Origin of the sequence: Stenotrophomonas sp. PFBMAA-4, assembly GCF_030053215.1 — a bacterium.
Lineage (GTDB): Bacteria > Pseudomonadota > Gammaproteobacteria > Xanthomonadales > Xanthomonadaceae > Stenotrophomonas.
This window is the reverse complement of sequence record NZ_JASGBW010000026.1, coordinates 42,036-56,476: the sequence shown is the minus strand read 5'-3', so window position 1 is coordinate 56,476 and position 14,441 is coordinate 42,036. Positions and strand designations below refer to the sequence as shown.

General features: G+C 67.3%; 15 protein-coding genes. 6 read left to right on the top strand and 9 right to left on the bottom strand.

All coding sequences use genetic code 11. From position 1 onward, the window contains the following. Nucleotides 1-10 precede the first annotated feature (10 nt). Genes QMZ26_RS15760 through QMZ26_RS15750 form a run of 3 tightly spaced genes read left to right on the top strand, consistent with a single transcriptional unit; the run spans nucleotide 11 to nucleotide 2,333 of the window. A complete protein-coding gene (locus tag QMZ26_RS15760; RefSeq protein WP_283221995.1) occupies nucleotides 11-1,135 on the top strand; it encodes a Gfo/Idh/MocA family oxidoreductase in 1,125 nt (374 codons plus the stop codon). 19 nt (nucleotides 1,136-1,154) lie between these two features. Beyond that, nucleotides 1,155-2,018: a sugar phosphate isomerase/epimerase gene (locus QMZ26_RS15755; RefSeq protein ID WP_283221994.1), complete on the top strand. Its 864-nt coding sequence runs from the start codon at nucleotides 1,155-1,157 to the stop codon at nucleotides 2,016-2,018. 18 nt (nucleotides 2,019-2,036) lie between these two features. Beyond that, the gene (locus QMZ26_RS15750) at nucleotides 2,037-2,333 is read left to right on the top strand and encodes a cytochrome c (RefSeq protein WP_174214105.1); all 297 of its coding nucleotides are present in this window, start codon (nucleotides 2,037-2,039) and stop codon (nucleotides 2,331-2,333) included. 9 nt (nucleotides 2,334-2,342) lie between these two features. Here the strand turns inward: QMZ26_RS15750 and QMZ26_RS15745 are convergent, their stop codons facing one another. From QMZ26_RS15745 to QMZ26_RS15730, 4 genes are read right to left on the bottom strand one after another with little or no spacing between them, the layout of a single operon-like run. Next, a complete protein-coding gene (locus QMZ26_RS15745) occupies nucleotides 2,343-3,092 on the bottom strand; it encodes a DUF1080 domain-containing protein (protein ID WP_200732891.1) in 750 nt (249 codons plus the stop codon). Beyond that, entirely contained in the window at nucleotides 3,092-3,667 is a 576-nt protein-coding gene (locus QMZ26_RS15740) for a gluconate 2-dehydrogenase subunit 3 family protein (RefSeq protein ID WP_345782682.1), read from the bottom strand. The genes QMZ26_RS15745 and QMZ26_RS15740 overlap by 1 nt, the downstream gene beginning before the upstream one ends. Then, nucleotides 3,667-5,352, bottom strand: a complete 1,686-nt coding sequence (locus tag QMZ26_RS15735) for a GMC family oxidoreductase (protein ID WP_283221992.1) — start codon at nucleotides 5,350-5,352, stop codon at nucleotides 3,667-3,669. The genes QMZ26_RS15740 and QMZ26_RS15735 overlap by 1 nt, the downstream gene beginning before the upstream one ends. Nucleotides 5,353-5,379: 27 nt before the next feature. Then, complete coding sequence (locus QMZ26_RS15730) at nucleotides 5,380-6,276, bottom strand: TIM barrel protein (protein WP_283221991.1); 897 nt, start codon at nucleotides 6,274-6,276, stop codon at nucleotides 5,380-5,382. Here QMZ26_RS15730 and QMZ26_RS15725 point away from each other — a divergent pair. Beyond that, the gene (locus QMZ26_RS15725; protein WP_283222006.1) at nucleotides 6,212-6,388 is read left to right on the top strand and encodes a hypothetical protein; all 177 of its coding nucleotides are present in this window, start codon (nucleotides 6,212-6,214) and stop codon (nucleotides 6,386-6,388) included. The genes QMZ26_RS15730 and QMZ26_RS15725 overlap by 65 nt on opposite strands. Before the next feature lie 36 nt (nucleotides 6,389-6,424). Here QMZ26_RS15725 and QMZ26_RS15720 read toward each other — a convergent pair whose 3' ends face one another. Continuing rightward, on the bottom strand, nucleotides 6,425-7,357 hold the full coding sequence (locus QMZ26_RS15720; RefSeq protein ID WP_283221990.1) for an AraC family transcriptional regulator: 933 nt from the start codon (nucleotides 7,355-7,357) through the stop codon (nucleotides 6,425-6,427). Nucleotides 7,358-7,418: 61 nt separating this feature from the next. Between QMZ26_RS15720 and QMZ26_RS15715 the strand changes: the two genes are divergently transcribed. After that, complete coding sequence (locus tag QMZ26_RS15715) at nucleotides 7,419-8,168, top strand: SDR family oxidoreductase (RefSeq protein WP_283221989.1); 750 nt, start codon at nucleotides 7,419-7,421, stop codon at nucleotides 8,166-8,168. 80 nt (nucleotides 8,169-8,248) lie between these two features. Here the strand turns inward: QMZ26_RS15715 and ssb are convergent, their stop codons facing one another. Then, nucleotides 8,249-8,860, bottom strand: coding sequence for a single-stranded DNA-binding protein (gene ssb, locus QMZ26_RS15710; protein WP_283221988.1), 612 nt, complete (start codon nucleotides 8,858-8,860; stop codon nucleotides 8,249-8,251). A gap of 375 nt (nucleotides 8,861-9,235) precedes the next feature. On the opposite strand from ssb, the gene QMZ26_RS15705 reads away from it, so the two are divergent. Then, nucleotides 9,236-10,267 (top strand): LacI family DNA-binding transcriptional regulator, encoded by a 1,032-nt coding sequence (locus tag QMZ26_RS15705; RefSeq protein WP_200732898.1) that lies wholly within the window; start codon nucleotides 9,236-9,238, stop codon nucleotides 10,265-10,267. A 137-nt stretch (nucleotides 10,268-10,404) separates the two neighbouring features. Here QMZ26_RS15705 and QMZ26_RS15700 read toward each other — a convergent pair whose 3' ends face one another. From QMZ26_RS15700 to QMZ26_RS15690, 3 genes are all read right to left on the bottom strand, one after another. Next, nucleotides 10,405-10,782 carry a hypothetical protein gene (locus QMZ26_RS15700; RefSeq protein ID WP_283221987.1) on the bottom strand — a complete coding sequence of 126 codons (378 nt, stop codon included), beginning with the start codon at nucleotides 10,780-10,782 and terminating at the stop codon, nucleotides 10,405-10,407. 91 nt (nucleotides 10,783-10,873) lie between these two features. Beyond that, the gene (locus tag QMZ26_RS15695; RefSeq protein ID WP_283221986.1) at nucleotides 10,874-12,931 is read right to left on the bottom strand and encodes a PAS domain-containing sensor histidine kinase; all 2,058 of its coding nucleotides are present in this window, start codon (nucleotides 12,929-12,931) and stop codon (nucleotides 10,874-10,876) included. Next, nucleotides 12,921-14,417, bottom strand: a complete 1,497-nt coding sequence (locus QMZ26_RS15690; protein ID WP_283221985.1) for an ATPase domain-containing protein — start codon at nucleotides 14,415-14,417, stop codon at nucleotides 12,921-12,923. The genes QMZ26_RS15695 and QMZ26_RS15690 overlap by 11 nt, the downstream gene beginning before the upstream one ends. Nucleotides 14,418-14,441: the final 24 nt, after the last annotated feature.

The following is a 14,441-nucleotide window of genomic DNA, read 5'->3' as shown; positions in this document are numbered from 1 at the left end:
ACCGCAATCGATGCCCAAGCTTGGAATCGCCATCGTCGGTACCGGCATGATCGGTGCGGTACATCGCCGCGCCGCCCTGCTGGCCGGTGCCGAGGTGCGCGGCGTGGCCGCGTCCACGCCGCAGCGCGCGCAGGAGGTGGCGCAGGCATGGAATGTTCCGCGCGCCTACCGCGATATCGAAGAGGTGGTCGCCGACCCGCACGTACAGGTCGTGCATGTGTGCACGCCCAACCACCTGCACCGGTCCATGGCGCAGGCCGCACTGGCCGCCGGCAAGCACGTGATCTGCGAAAAGCCGCTGGCCACCACGCTGGGCGACGCGCAGGACCTGGCCACGCTGGCCGCGTCCAGCGGCCTGGTCGCCACGGTGCCCTTCGTCTACCGCTACCACCCGGTGGTGCGCGAAGCACGTGCGCGCATCGCCGCAGGCGACATCGGCCCGCTGCACCTCATCCACGGCAGCTACCTGCAGGACTGGTTGCTGGACCCGGCCAGCAACAACTGGCGCGTCGATCCGGTGCTGGGCGGCACCTCGCGTGTGTTCGCCGACATCGGTTCGCACTGGTGCGACCTGGTGGAATGGGTCAGCGGCGAGCGCTTCACCGAGGTCAGCGCCGCCTTCGCCACGGTGATCGCCGAGCGCAGCGCCGAAGGCGCGCAGAGTTTCAGCACACCCGCCGCAGGCGGCGCGACGCAGGCGGTTTCCAGTGAGGACGTGGCCACAGCGATGTTCCGCACCGGCGCAGGGACGCTGGCGTCGCTGACAGTCAGTCAGGTCTCGGCAGGGCGCCACAACCGGCTCTGGTTCGAGATCGACGGTGCCAAGGCCAGCGCCGCCTTCAACCAGGAAGACCCCGAGCGGCTGTGGATCGGCCGGCCCGACCAGCGCGAGGAAACCTTCGTGCGCGGGCCGGGCGCCGGCAGTGCTGAACAGCGCCGGCTGTCGGCCCTGCCCCCCGGGCATGCGCAGGGCTACGCGCAGTGCTTCGAGGCCTTCGTCGCCGACACTTATCACGCCATCGACGGCGAGCGGCCGCAGGGCCTGCCCACCTTCGAGGACGGCGTGCGTTCGGCGCGGATCGTCGACCGCGTCATCGCATCGGCCAGGTCGCGCGCCTGGACCACCATCGAATGAATCCCCGGAGGATGTACGGATGAAGGCTCCAACACGCAGGATCGCTACCCTCGCACTGCTGCTCGCCGCCCTGCCCGCCTTCGCTGCGGAAACCGGCGGTGCAGAAAAGCCCATCGCGGTGCAGATGTACACGCTGCGCAACGCCGGCACGCTCGACCAGCAGTTGAAGATCGTCCACAACGCGGGTGTGCACGCGGTGGAAACCGTCGGCACGCAGAACGTCAGTGCGGCCGAACTCAAGCAGCTGCTCGACAAATACGGGATCAAGGCGATTTCGTCGCACACGGCATTGGCCGACCTGCGCAATGACCTCGACAAGGTGGTGGCCTTCAACCGCGCCATCGGCAACACCACGCTGGTGGTGCCCTACCTGGACAGCAAGGACCGGCCGACCGATGCCGCCGGCTGGGCCGCGCTGGGCAAGGAACTGGGCCGCATCTCCGAACGGGTGCGCGCCAAGGGCATGCGCCTGGCCTACCACAACCATGACTTCGAGCTGGTCGATTTCGATGGCCGCACCGCACTGGAGCTGCTGTTCGAAGCCGCCGGCCCCGACCTGCAGACCGAGCTGGACCTGGCCTGGGTGGCCCGCTCCGGGCACGACCCGGCGGTGATGCTGGGCAAGTTCCGCGGCCGCCTGTTCGCGGTGCATGCCAAGGACAACGCGCCCAAGGGCGAGGCCGAGGACGAAGGCGGATTCGCCGCCGTCGGCCAGGGCGTGCTCGACTGGAACGCGATCCTGCCGGCTGCCGCCAGTGCAGGCGTGAAGTGGTACATCGTCGAGCACGACCAGCCGCGCGATCCGGCCAAGGTGATCCAGACCGGCGCCGACTACCTGCGCAAACACCTCACCGTCAGCCTGCCCGCCCGCGCATCGCGCTAGCCCGCAAAGGAGCCTTGCTTGAAAACCGTCCTGACCCTGGCCCTGACCCTCTGCGCGGCGACGCATGCGCTGCCGGCGTGGTGCAAGGAAGATCCTGCTGCCGGCGCCAAGCTGTACGCGACGAACTGCGTGGCCTGCCACGGCGCGGACCGTGCGGGCATGCCAGGCGCGTTCCCTGCGCTCACCGACATCAGCAAGCGTCTGCAGCCTGCGCAGATCAAGGAAAAGATCAGCAAGGGCGGCGGGCTGATGCCGCCCTTCTCCCAGCTGTCCCAGCAGGAGATCGATGACCTCGCCAGTTTCCTGGCGAAGTAGACGCGAGCCTTACAGCTCGCGCACCCAGATGTTGCGGTAGCTGACCTTGGAAGCGTGCTCCTGCAGATACAGCGGCGCGCAGCCATGCGGCGAATACGACGGTGCGCCGATGTACTCGGTCCGGCCCGCCAGTACCGTGTCGTCCTGCACCAGCACACCGTTGTGCAGCACGGTGATGCGCGCCGGCGAGGTGAGGCCGCCGCCGGCCGAGAAACGCGGTGCCTTCCAGATGATGTCGTAGGCCTGCCATTGGCCGGGCGCACGCGAGGCATTCACCAGCGGCATGGCCTGCTTGTAGATCGAACCGGCCTGGCCGTTGGCGTAGGTCGGGTTGCCGTGGCTGTCCAGTACCTGCAGTTCGTAGAGCTCCTGCAGGAAGATGCCACTGTTGCCACGGTTCTGGCCGTCGAAGCCCTTGGTATCGGTGGGCGTGCGCCACTCGACATGCAGCTGCATGTCGCAGAAACGCTGGCGGGTGCGGATGCCCTTGCTGCCCGGCACCACGGTCATCGCCCCGTCGGCCACCGTCCACGGCACGCGCCCGCCCTGCTCGGCCTCCCACGCGGATACGTCCTTGCCATCGAACAGCACGATGGCATCGGACGGTGCCGCGCCGGTCGGCGTGGCGACTTCCGCCACCGGCGCCCATACCTCCGTCTTTGCCGGATCACGCTCCGCACCGGCCTGCGCGAACGCCGGCACTGCCGCCAGCACGCCCGCGGCCATCAAGAAAGGTCTGATCATCCTGTCGTACTCCATCAGCTGGTGGCCCAGGCCGGCGTACCTGGCGCATAGGCCATGTCGCCATCGTACCGTCCGGGCACGGCGACGTACTTCAGCACTTCGGTCGCGCCCTGTTTCGAGGTGAAGAAGCCGAAGATGGCCAGTTGCTTGATCATGGTGAACGGATGCGGCATCGCTTTCGCGGTTTCCCCGGTGCCGGTCTCGCTCACCTCCACCGCACGCTTGCGGGCCTCGGCATCCAGCGTGCGCAGCAGCGTGGTGCGCGCCTCGGGCGCAAGAGCCACGAAGCTTCCGCCGGCGCGCGTGTCGATGTCGGCCAGGCCGGCACGGAACGTCGCCTGCTGCCGGGCGGTATAGCAGTCGGTCACGAACCGCGCCATGAAGGCGCCCGTGGCCGCGTCCTTCGCGCCGGGGGTACGGGTGCGCGGCAGGACGGTCTCGGCGATTTCATCAAGCGTGGCGATCTCGGCCTCGGAAAAGCCAGCGCTCGCCGCCGGTGCCGGCAGCTTGGCGCTGGCCAGCGTCGGCAGGCCGATCATGGCCGCGCCGGTGGCGGCGAAGATCATCTTCAGCAGTTCACGGCGGTCCATCAGAGATTCCCCGCTTTCAGTTCGCGCACGGCATGGTCGGCGGCCCGCGCAGTCAGCGCCATGTAGGTCAGCGACGGATTCACGCAGGCGCTGGAGGTCATGCACGCACCGTCGGTGACATAGACGTTGGGCGCGTCCCAGACCTGGTTGTGCTGGTTCAGCACCGAGGTCCGGCGGTCACGTCCCATGCGCGCGGTGCCCATTTCGTGGATGCCCTTGCCCGGTGCATAGTCGTTGTCGTGCATCTCCACGTCCTTGACGCCGGCGGCTTCCAGCATCTCCGCCGCGTCGGCCGCCATGTCCTTGCGCATCGCCTTCTCGTTCTCGCGCATGGCAACGTCCATGGCCAGCACCGGCAGCCCCCACTTGTCCTTGCGCTCGTGGTCCAGGCGGATGGTGTTGTCGTGGTGGGGCAGCATTTCGCCGAAGCCGGTCATGCCGATGCGCCAGTCACCGGGCAGGCTCAGCGCGTCCTTCAGGTCCGCGCCGATGTTCAGTTCGGCGATCTCGCGTGACCAGCCGTTGCGGCTGGCACCGCCCTGGTAGCCGAAGCCGCGCAGATAGCCGCGCTTGTCGGCCGCCACGTTGCGGAAGCGCGGGATATAGAAACCGCAGGGACGGCGGCCGAAGTAGTACTTGTCGTCGTAGCCTTCCACCCGGCCGGACGCGCCCGCGCCGAAGTGATGGTCCATCACGTTGTGCCCCAGCTCGCCGGACGACGAGCCCAGCCCGCCGTCCCAGATATCGGTGGCCGAGTTCATCAGCAGCCAGGTCGAGTTGAACGACGACGCGTTGAGGAAGATGACCTTGGCGGTGTACTCGTAGGTCTGGCCGGTCTCGGCGTCGAGGACTTCCACCCCGCGCGCACGCTTGCGGTCCTTGTCGTAGAGCACTTCCTTGACGATCGAGAACGGCCGCAGCGTCAGGTTGCCGGTCTTCATCGCCGCTGGCAGGGTTGCCGCCTGGGTCGAGAAATACGCACCGAACGGGCAGCCGAGGATGCACTTGTTGCGGTACTGGCAGTTGACCCGGCCCTGCTCGGGCATCGGCTTGGTGATGTTGGCGGTGCGCGAGTGGATCATGTGGCGCGTGCCACCAAAGGCTTTCTGGATCCGCGCAGCGACGTCCTTCTCGACGATGTTCAGCGGGATCGGCGGCAGGAACTCGCCATCAGGCAGCACGTCCAGCCCTTCGCGCGTGCCGGCGATGCCGGCGAATTTCTCCACGTGGTCGTACCATGGCGCGATGTCGGCATAGCGGATCGGCCAGTCGGTGGCGATGCCGTCCTTGAGGTTGGCTTCGAAATCCAGGTCGGAGAAACGGTAGCTCTGCCGGCCCCACATCAGCGAACGCCCACCGACGTGGTAGCCGCGGAACCAGTCGAACCGTTTGGTCTCGATATAGGGCGAGTCCTGTTCGTCGGCCCACATGCCTTCAAGATTCTCGGCCAGCGCGTAGTCGCGCATCAGCACCGGGAACGCCGCCTTCATCGCCTGGGTCGGCCGGTTGCGATGCGGGAAGTCCCACGGTTCCTTCATCGCATTGACGTAGTCCTTCACGTGTTCGATGTTGCGCCCGCGTTCCAGCATCAGGACCTTGAGACCTTTTTCGGTCAGTTCCTTCGCCGCCCAACCGCCACTGATTCCCGAGCCAACAACGATGGCGTCGTAATGATTATCTGCCATGGGTCTATCACCTGGGTGGATATCGTTTCAAACGTCGCAGAGACGGATCGCCTCGCGCAATGAGCCAACGGGATCGGGCGCTGCAGGCATGAATTCCTGCGCCAGATACCCATCAAAACCGGTGTCGCGGATCGCGCGACAGATGGCCGGATAGTTCAGTTCCTGCTGGTCCCCGATCTCGTGCCGGCCAGGCACGCCTGCGGTGTGGTAGTGCTTGAAGCACGCGTGGTGCCGACCGATGGTGGCGATGATGTCGCCCTCCATGATCTGCATGTGGTAGATGTCGTAGAGCAGGCCGAAGTTGTCCGAGCCGAGCCGCTGGCACAGCTCCACGCCCCACGCGGAGTGGTCGCACAGATAGTCGGGATGGTCGACGCGCGAGTTCAGCAGCTCCATCACCAGTACCACGCCGCGCTTCTCGGCATGGCCGAGGATGCGCTTGAGCCCGGCTTCGGCATTGGCCATGCCCTGCTGCGGGTCCATGCCATTGCGGTTGCCGGAGAAGCAGATGAGGTTTCGATAGCCGGCATCGGCGACCCGATCGATGTGCCGCGTGTAGCGGGTGACCAGTTCATCGTGGAATTCGCGGCCGGCGAAGCCCTTGGTCAGGCTCAGTTCCGCGCCGTTGCACATCGAGCTGTCTACGCCATGGGCCTTCAGCGTCGGCCAGTCCTCCGGGCCGACCAGGTCGATGGCGGCAAAGCCGAGGCCCTTCACGGTCTGGCAGAGCTGGGCGACCGACAACTGCGGGAACGTCCAGCGGGCGACGGAATGCTTCAGCCTGCCCTTCAGGGGCGCAGCAGAGGCGATGGCGGGCAGGATGCCTGCGGCCGCCAGGCCGAGGCTGCCGGTGAGCGCCATGCGCAGCGCCTCGCGCCGCGTGAGCCCCGGCACCGGTGCCGGTTCGATGGAATGGATCGACATCCACTTCCCGGCCTCCCAACCGGTGCAAACATTGATGATTCACCGCGATGCAATCGATTGCACCATAAGGGAGGAATTATTTTTTTTGCAAGACGCGGTGCACGAAAATTGATGCTGCGGGGCACAACGACAGTGAAGCCGCAGGTGATCAACCACGCATGCGCGCGAAACGCGCCGGTGGCATGCCCACCAACCGCGCGAACGCCGCACCGAAGGTGACCGCGCTGGCATAGCCGACCTGCTCGGCGACCTGTTCCAGGCTCAGCGAGCGATCGTTGAGCAGGCGCTTGGCCAGTGCCATGCGCCAGTGCAGCAGGTATTCCATGGGAGCCACACCCACCACCTGCATGAAACGCGCGGCGAAACCCGAGCGCGACATCGTCGCCTGCCCGGCCAGCGCCTCCACCGTCCACGCGTGCTGTGGCCGCGCATGCAGGGCACGCAATGCGGCAGCGAGCCGCTCATCGCCCAGCCCGCGGACCAGCCCACTGCCCCCCACGCTGTCCATGCCGCTGCGCAGCGCCTCGATCAGCAGCACTTCCAGCAGGCGTTCCAACACGACATCGCGCGCCGGTCGCTGCGCACGCGCTTCCTCGCCCACCATCTGCACCAACGTAGCCAGGCGCGGCTCACCGCGTACATGCAGCAGCCGCGGCAGCAGCGAAACCAGCAGGGCCGAATCGGGCGAGGCGAACCCGCAGTGGCCGATCTGCGCGCACAGCGTCACGGGGCCATCGAGGCTGCCTACCCGGAAGTGGCCCTCGGCGATACGCACTGGCAGGCTCGGCGTGATGTCCGCCGGCGCCTGCATGCTGGTATTGACCAGCTCGCGCAGGGCCGGCACCAGCACGAAATCGCCGGCCTGCAGGGTGATCGGCGCGCCCCCCTCCACCGACAGCCGGCATTGCCCGTGCAGCACCGCCATGTAGAACGGCTCGCCTTCCCCTTCGCGGCGCACACACCACTCGCCAGCGGCCTCGACGCGCTTGGAGAAGCGTGCCGTGGGCTGCAGCAGGGCCACGACGTCGGACAGCGGATCGGATGGCACTGGACGCTCGACGAGGAAATATGGACGTTTCATTGTAGCGCGTCCATGCAGCGGGGCCGACCATGGTCACTCGTTCCTGCTGAAGGCGTACACGATGCAAACCGTACTGATCACCGGCTGTTCCTCCGGCTTCGGGCTGGAAACCGCCCGCCTGTTCCTCGACCGTGGCTGGAAGGTCATCGCCACCATGCGCACCCCGCGCACCGATCTGCTGCCCGCCTCCGCGCACCTGCGCGTGCTCGCCCTGGACATCACCGACCCGGCCAGCATCGCGCGGGCCATCGCCGAGGCCGGCCCGATCGACGTGCTGGTCAACAATGCGGGGTTCGGCGCACCGGTGCCGGTGGAACTGACCCCGATGGAAACCGCCCGCGCCCTGTTCGACACCAACACGCTGGGCACGCTGGCGATGACCCAGGCCGTGCTGCCGCAGATGCGCGAACGCGGCAACGGCGTGATCATCAACGTGACCTCCACGGTGACGGTGAAAGCGCTGCCGTTGGTGGGCGTCTATACCGCCAGCAAGGCGGCGGTGAACGCCTTCACCGAATCGCTGGCCATTGAAGTCGCGCCGCTGGGCGTGCGCGTTCGCCTGGTGTTGCCCGGGCGCTCGCCGACCACGCGGTTCGGCGAGAACGCGTTCCCGCATCTGGGCGGCATGGAGCACCCGGCCTATGGGCCGCTGGTGCAGGGCGTGCTGGCCGGTTTCCGCGACAGCAGCGGCCCGGTGACCACGCCGGAAGCCGTGGCCGAAGCGGTGTGGCGCGCGGTGACCGACGAGAACGCGCCAATGCGTATTCCCGGTGGGGATGACGCGGTGGAGTGGATGAACGCGGCGGGGTGATCCCAGCACACTGCTCATAAAAAACCCCGGCAGGCGCAGGGCCTTGCCGGGGTTTTCTGCTGGCTGATGCCAGGCGCGCGTCAGAACGGAATATCGTCGTCAGCGAAGTCGTCCATCGGCGGGGCCTGCTGCGGCTGCGGGCGCTGGTTGCCACCCTGGTTGCCATAACCGCCCCCCTGGTTGCCGCCGCCCTGGTTGCCGTAGCCGCCCTGGCCACCGCCCTGGTTGCCATAACCACCGCCCTGGCCGCCACGCTGGCCGCCGCCACCGCCGCCGTACTCCTGGCGCGGGGCCTGCTGGCGCTGCGGACGGTCGCCGCCGAAGTTGCCACCACCGCCGCCACCGCCGCCGCCTTCACCGCGGCCGCCCAGCATCTGCATTTCGTCGGCGATGATGTCGGTGGAGTACTTCTCCACGCCATCCTGACCGGTGTACTTGTCATAGCGCAGGCTGCCTTCGACGTAGACCGAGCTGCCCTTGCGCAGGTATTCGCCGGCGATTTCGCCGAGCTTGCCGAAGAACACCACGCGGTGCCATTCGGTGCGCTCCTGCTGGTTGCCGTCCTTGTCCTTGCGGACGCTGGTGGTGGCCAGGCTGATACGGGTGATCGCCATGCCGCCCTGGGTGTACTTCACGTCCGGGTCGTTGCCGAGGTTGCCGACCAGGATGACTTTGTTGATGCCACGCGCCATAGGTGTGTTCGTCCGTTGTACAGGGGCAGACCACCAGTGATAGCACGTCCTCCTGGCAGGAGGCAGTGGCCCGGGGCCGCCCCCGATGCATTTGGGGGAATTCAAGAATGTCCCATCTTATCATCGCCGCCGCCGTGCGCCCGGTCAGGGAAGCCCCCGGCGGCGGCCGGAATGCGCCCCGAGCCCTTGCCCCGTCAGGCTCTGGAGGCCTTTCAATCCAGCCTGCAGCGGGGATGACCTGGACCGGTCCGCAGCGTGCGGGTCCGGTCGCGTCACAGCCAAGCGCTGTCCGATCCGTCTCCCCGGCGGGACATCGGCAGGGCCAGCAGCAGCCACCCGTGGCATCATCCGTGAATCCCCCCTTCCGCACCGCCCATGACCATCAAAGGCAAAGCCACGTCCCTGGACATCGCCCACCTGGCCGGGGTCTCCCAGCCCACGGTGTCGCGTGCCCTGCGCGGCAGCCCCATGGTCAATGCCGAGACCCGCGAGCGCATCCTGCGCATCGCCCGCGAGCTGAACTACAAGGTCGACAAGAACGCCTCCAGCCTGCGCCTGCGCAATGCGGGCACGCTGGCGCTGCTGTTCTTCGAAGACCCGACCAACGACGATTCGCTGATCAACCCGTTCTTCCACTCGATGCTGGGCTCGATCACCCGTGCCTGCGCGCTGCATGGGCAGGATCTACTGGTGTCCTTCCAGCAGCTCTCCACCGACTGGCAGGCCGATTACGAGGACAGCAACAAGGCCGACGGCATCATCCTGCTCGGCTACGGCGACTACCACCAGTCACGCGACCGCCTGCAGCGGCTGGTCGAACAGGGTACGCATTTCGTGCGCTGGGGTGCAGCCCTGCCCGGCCAGCCGGGCGTGTCGATCGGCAGCGACAACTTCCAGGGCGGGCATGACATCACCACCCACCTGCTGCAGCAGGGCTGCCGCCGCATCGCCTTCCTCGGCCATGCGTCCAGCCATTACCCGGAGTTCGAGGAACGCTACCGTGGCCATGTCGAAGCGCTGCGCACGCACGGTCTGGCCGCCGACCCGGCACTGCAGCACGATGCGATCACCACCGAGGCCTCCGGGCAGGAAGCGTGCATGGCGCTGCTCGCGCGCGGCGAGCGCATCGATGCGATCTGCGCGGCCAGCGACCTGATCGCCATCGGTGCGATGCGCGCATTGCGCGAGGCCGGCCTGCGCGTGCCGCAGGACGTGGCGGTCACCGGCTTCGACGATATTCCGCTGGCGGCCTCGGTGTCGCCGGCGCTGACCACGGTGCAGCAGGACACCAAGCAGGCCGGCCAGCTGCTGGTGGAGAAGCTGCTGGCGCTGATCGGCCGGCAGCCGGTGGAGAGCCTGAGCATTCCCGTGAAGCTGGTGGTGCGCGAGTCGTCGCTGCGGATGTAGAGCCGAGCCCATGCTCGGCTGCCGCGGATCTTCTGTAGAGCCGAGCCCATGCTCGGCTGCTTTGCCTGGAAAAAAAGCAGCCGAGCATGGGCTCGGCTCTACAAAAAACCGCAAAGCAGCCGAGCATGGGCTCGGCTTTACAGGGTCTCGTGCAGGCCGGTAATCCGCGTGACTTCCCCTACCGCGGACACGTGCGGACCCTCATGGCAGTGGAACCGGACACCCTCGGCAATCCGGTCACGGTGCAGGGTCTGCCGCAGTTCCCGGTTCACGATCCGCATCCTCGCCCGCAGCCAGGGGCCGACCGGCAGCGCGATGTCATCGGCCAGCGGCTTGCCGTCCTCGCCAAGGAACTCCGGGAAGATCATGAACAGCTCGAGCTCGCCCGACGCATCGGCATAGGCGAAGTCCCAGCGGATGCCGTTGTATGCGGGTTGGCGGCGGCCGCCTTCTTCAGGTGCCAGCAGGCGGATACGCGCTTCGAAATCGTCCTTCAGCAACAGATACCCGCCCATGCCCTGCTCACCTTCCGTGGATAGCGCTCGATGATGACCGATCAGTGCACCGCCGGGAATCGACAGGCGAGGCAGTCGAGCATGCTCGAGTCTACCGCGCTCCCGGCATGGCGGTGCGCACTGCGGCGCTGAATTCATCCAGCAGGAACGGCTTGGCGATCATCGCCATGCCTTCGTCGAGGAACGATGCGCGCTCCTGGGCTTTTTCCGCGTAGCCGGTCATGAACAGCACCGGCAGCGACGGGCGTGACTGCCGGGCGATCTCGGCCAGCTGCCGGCCGTTCATGCCGGGCAGGCCGACGTCGGTCACCAGCAGGTCGATGGCCTGCGCCGAGGCCAGGATCGGAATCGCGGCATCGGCATCGCCCACCACCTGGGTGTGGTAGCCGAGGTCCTCCAGCACCACGGTCACCAGCATGCGTACCTGGGCATCGTCCTCCACTACCAGGATCGACTGGCCGGCACCGCGGCGGATCGCCTGCGTGGCCGCTGCCGGCGCGCTGGCCCCGGGCGCCTCGTCCATCGGAATGAACAGCGACACCACCGTGCCCTCGCCCACCTGCGATTCGATGGCGATATGGCCACCGGACTGCTGCATGAAGCCGTAGACCATCGACATGCCCAGGCCGGTGCCCTTGCCGATGGGCTTGGTGGTGAAGAAGGGCTCGAATACGCGTTCGACCACCGCCGGCGCCATGCCCGCCCCGGTGTCGGCCACCACCACCTGCACGTAGCGCCCGGCCGGCACGGCCGGGTACTGCCCCTCGCGCACGCTGGCGGAGGCGGTGCGCAGGGTCAGCTGGCCGCCATGGGGCATCGCATCACGGGCGTTGATGGCCAGGTTGAGGATCGCACTCTCGAACTGGTTGGCGTCCAGGGTGGCGTGCAGTTCACCGGCACTGGGTTCGGCGACGATCCGCACCGATTCGCCCAGGGTGCTGCGCAGCAGATGCTGCACCGATTCCAGCAGTGCGTTGATCTCCACCGGTCGTGCGTCCAGCGATTGCCGGCGGGAGAACGCCAGCAGCCGCTGGGTCAGTGCTGCCGCGCGCTGGCCCGATGCGGTCGCCGTGTCGAGGAAGCGATCCAGGTCATCCACCCGGCCCATTTCCAGGCGCATCCGCACGATATCCAGTGCCGACAGGATGCCGGTCAGCATGTTGTTGAAGTCGTGGGCGATGCCACCGGTCAGCTGGCCGATCGCCTCCATCTTCTGCGCCTGGCGCAGTGCCGCCTCGCTGGCCTCGCGCGCGGCCATCTGCATTTCCAGCTCGCGGGTACGCTCGGCCACCTTCGCTTCCAGAGCCTGGGCGTGCTGCTGGCTGCTGGCCAGGGCCAGCTTGGCGGTGGTGATATCGGTGACGAACACATGGAAGCCATCGACATGACCCTGCGCATCGCGGCGAGGCGCGTAACGCACTTCGCAGTCGCGGCGACCGCGCAGGCGGTGCGGCCATTCGATCTCGAACACCGCGCCCTGCCCCTGCAGGGCCGCCTCAATCACCGGGCGGCGCTGCTGCCAGACGGATTCACTGATGACCTCGCGCACGTGGCGGCCGATCACTTCGCCGGTGGCCAGGCCGAACCAGTCTTCATAGGCGGTGTTGGCAAAGCGGAAGCACATCGTCGTATCGACGAAAGCGATCAGCACCGGCATCGTGTCGGCGATCACGCGCAGCTCCGATTCGCTGCGTGCCAGTGCAGCCCGGCCATCCGCCAGCGCCTGCAGCTGGTCGCGCACCAGGAACTGCTTGCCGCGTGCGCGCAGTGCGCCCTGCACCGCGCTGAGCAGGGAGACACTGCCCAGCGGCCGATCCATTTCCACCACGTTGATCGATGCCGGCAGCAGCGGCTCTCGGGTGGAGTGGCGGTAGGAGCGCGCCGAGCGCAGCAGGATGAAGGGAAGGTCCGACCATGCCGGCTGGCGCTGCAGGGCAGGCAGCAGCACGTCGCCACCGCGCGCCACCGCTTCCTGGGTCACCACCACCAGGCCGGTGTCATCGTCCAGCGCCTCGGCCAGCGCGTCCAGGTGCGGGCAGATCAGCGTGACCAGGCCTGCAGCAGCCAGCACGCCCGCGATGCTTTCGGCGTCGCGCCCGAACGGCGCGACGATGCGTACCACCTGCCGGCCTTCGCCCTTATCGGCCATCAGTCTGGCCGAGCAGCGCCCCATCATCGCCAACGAATTCCGGGGTCCCGGTGAGGATGCCCTGGAAGTCGGCCAGCGGTGCGCTGACGGTGACGCCGCGTCGGTCGATCTTCAGTTCACGGATGGTGTCCTCGTGCGCGCCACCGCGGTTCTTGATGACCGAGATGGCCTTGCGGATGCGGCCCTTGGCTTCGAAGAACCGGAACAGCACCACGGCATCGGCAATGTAGGACACATCCAGGTTGCCGGCGGACATGGTGCCGACCAGGCCATGCTGCGGGTTGATGAGGAAGGTCACCACGCCAACCTGGTTGAGGTAGGACAGCATTTCGTGGAGCTGCAGCATCAGCTGCTTCTCCTGCGGCATGGCGGCCACGTAGCCGTTGAGGCTGTCGATCACCAGCACGCTGCAGTCGCGCTCCTCCACGGCCTTGCGCAGGTTCCAGGCAAATTCGCCGGGCGATATCTCGGCCGGGTCCATCTGCATGATCTCCAGCAGGCCCGAGTCCAGGTGCTTGCGCAGGTCGATGCCCAGCTCGGCCGAGCGGGCCAGCAGGGTGCCCACACGCTCGTCAAACTCGAAGACGCAGCTGCGCTCACCGCGCTCGCAGGCCGCCCACACGTACTGCAGGGCCACGTTGGTCTTGCCGCTGCCGGCCGGGCCGGTCAGCAGGGTGGACGTGCCACGCAGCGGTCCACCGCCGAGCAGCCGGTCGATCTCCTCCACGCCACTGCTGACCGGCGTGCCGACGAAGTGCCCATGGTGATCGGAGGCGATCAGGCGCGGGAAGATGTCCAGGCCACCGTGGCGGATGACCATGTCGTGGTAGCCGGCGATGAACTCGACGCCACGAAGCTTCTGCACCTGCATGCGGCGGCGCGCGGGGCCGAAATCCAGGGTCAGCCGCTCCAGCGAGATCACGCCGTGGCACAGGCTGTGCAGCTGGCCGTCGCGCTCCTCGCCGGTGGAGGTCAGGTCGTCGACCAGGATGACGGTGGCGCTCTTGGGGCCGAAGAACTGCTTGAGCGCGAGGATCTGCCGGCGGTAGCGCAGCGAATCCTGGGCCAGCAGGCGCAGCTCGGACAGCGAATCGAACACCACCCGGGTCGGCCCGATGCTGTCCACCTTGGACATGATCATGTTGACCGTTTCGTCCAGCTCCATTTCCCAGGAGTGCAGCACCGACTGCAGGCGGCCGTTGCCCATCGCGCTTTCGGCCGAGCCGAGTTCGAACAGGTGCAGGCCCTCCAGCGACCAGCCGTGCGCGCTGGCGACCTCGCGCAGTTCCTCGGCCGTCTCGGACAGGGTGATGTAGAGGCATTGCTCGCCCTTGCTGAGGCCCTCCAGCAGGAACTGCAGCGACAGGGTGGTCTTGCCCGAGCCCGGCGGGCCTTCCAGCAGATACAGGCGGGCCTGCGGCAGGCCACCGCCCAGAATCGTGTCCAGCCCCTGTACCCCGGTTGCGATCTGCATGTGCGCCTGCATGGCTTTGAATATGGTCAAAGCCTA

Coding starts and splice junctions, on each gene's coding strand:
- QMZ26_RS15690 (WP_283221985.1), bottom strand. CDS start 14,417: ATGCAGGCGCACATGCAGATCGCAACCGGGGTACAGGGGCTGGACACG.
- QMZ26_RS15725 (WP_283222006.1), top strand. CDS start 6,212: ATGCGCAGCGCCTCGCGCCGCGTGAGCCCCGGCACCGGTGCCGGTTCG.
- QMZ26_RS15735 (WP_283221992.1), bottom strand. CDS start 5,352: ATGGCAGATAATCATTACGACGCCATCGTTGTTGGCTCGGGAATCAGT.
- QMZ26_RS15730 (WP_283221991.1), bottom strand. CDS start 6,276: ATGTCGATCCATTCCATCGAACCGGCACCGGTGCCGGGGCTCACGCGG.
- QMZ26_RS15695 (WP_283221986.1), bottom strand. CDS start 12,931: ATGGCCGATAAGGGCGAAGGCCGGCAGGTGGTACGCATCGTCGCGCCG.
- QMZ26_RS15720 (WP_283221990.1), bottom strand. CDS start 7,357: ATGAAACGTCCATATTTCCTCGTCGAGCGTCCAGTGCCATCCGATCCG.
- QMZ26_RS15740 (WP_345782682.1), bottom strand. CDS start 3,667: ATGGACCGCCGTGAACTGCTGAAGATGATCTTCGCCGCCACCGGCGCG.
- ssb (WP_283221988.1), bottom strand. CDS start 8,860: ATGGCGCGTGGCATCAACAAAGTCATCCTGGTCGGCAACCTCGGCAAC.
- QMZ26_RS15700 (WP_283221987.1), bottom strand. CDS start 10,782: ATGGGCGGGTATCTGTTGCTGAAGGACGATTTCGAAGCGCGTATCCGC.
- QMZ26_RS15760 (WP_283221995.1), top strand. CDS start 11: ATGCCCAAGCTTGGAATCGCCATCGTCGGTACCGGCATGATCGGTGCG.
- QMZ26_RS15715 (WP_283221989.1), top strand. CDS start 7,419: ATGCAAACCGTACTGATCACCGGCTGTTCCTCCGGCTTCGGGCTGGAA.
- QMZ26_RS15755 (WP_283221994.1), top strand. CDS start 1,155: ATGAAGGCTCCAACACGCAGGATCGCTACCCTCGCACTGCTGCTCGCC.
- QMZ26_RS15705 (WP_200732898.1), top strand. CDS start 9,236: ATGACCATCAAAGGCAAAGCCACGTCCCTGGACATCGCCCACCTGGCC.
- QMZ26_RS15745 (WP_200732891.1), bottom strand. CDS start 3,092: ATGGAGTACGACAGGATGATCAGACCTTTCTTGATGGCCGCGGGCGTG.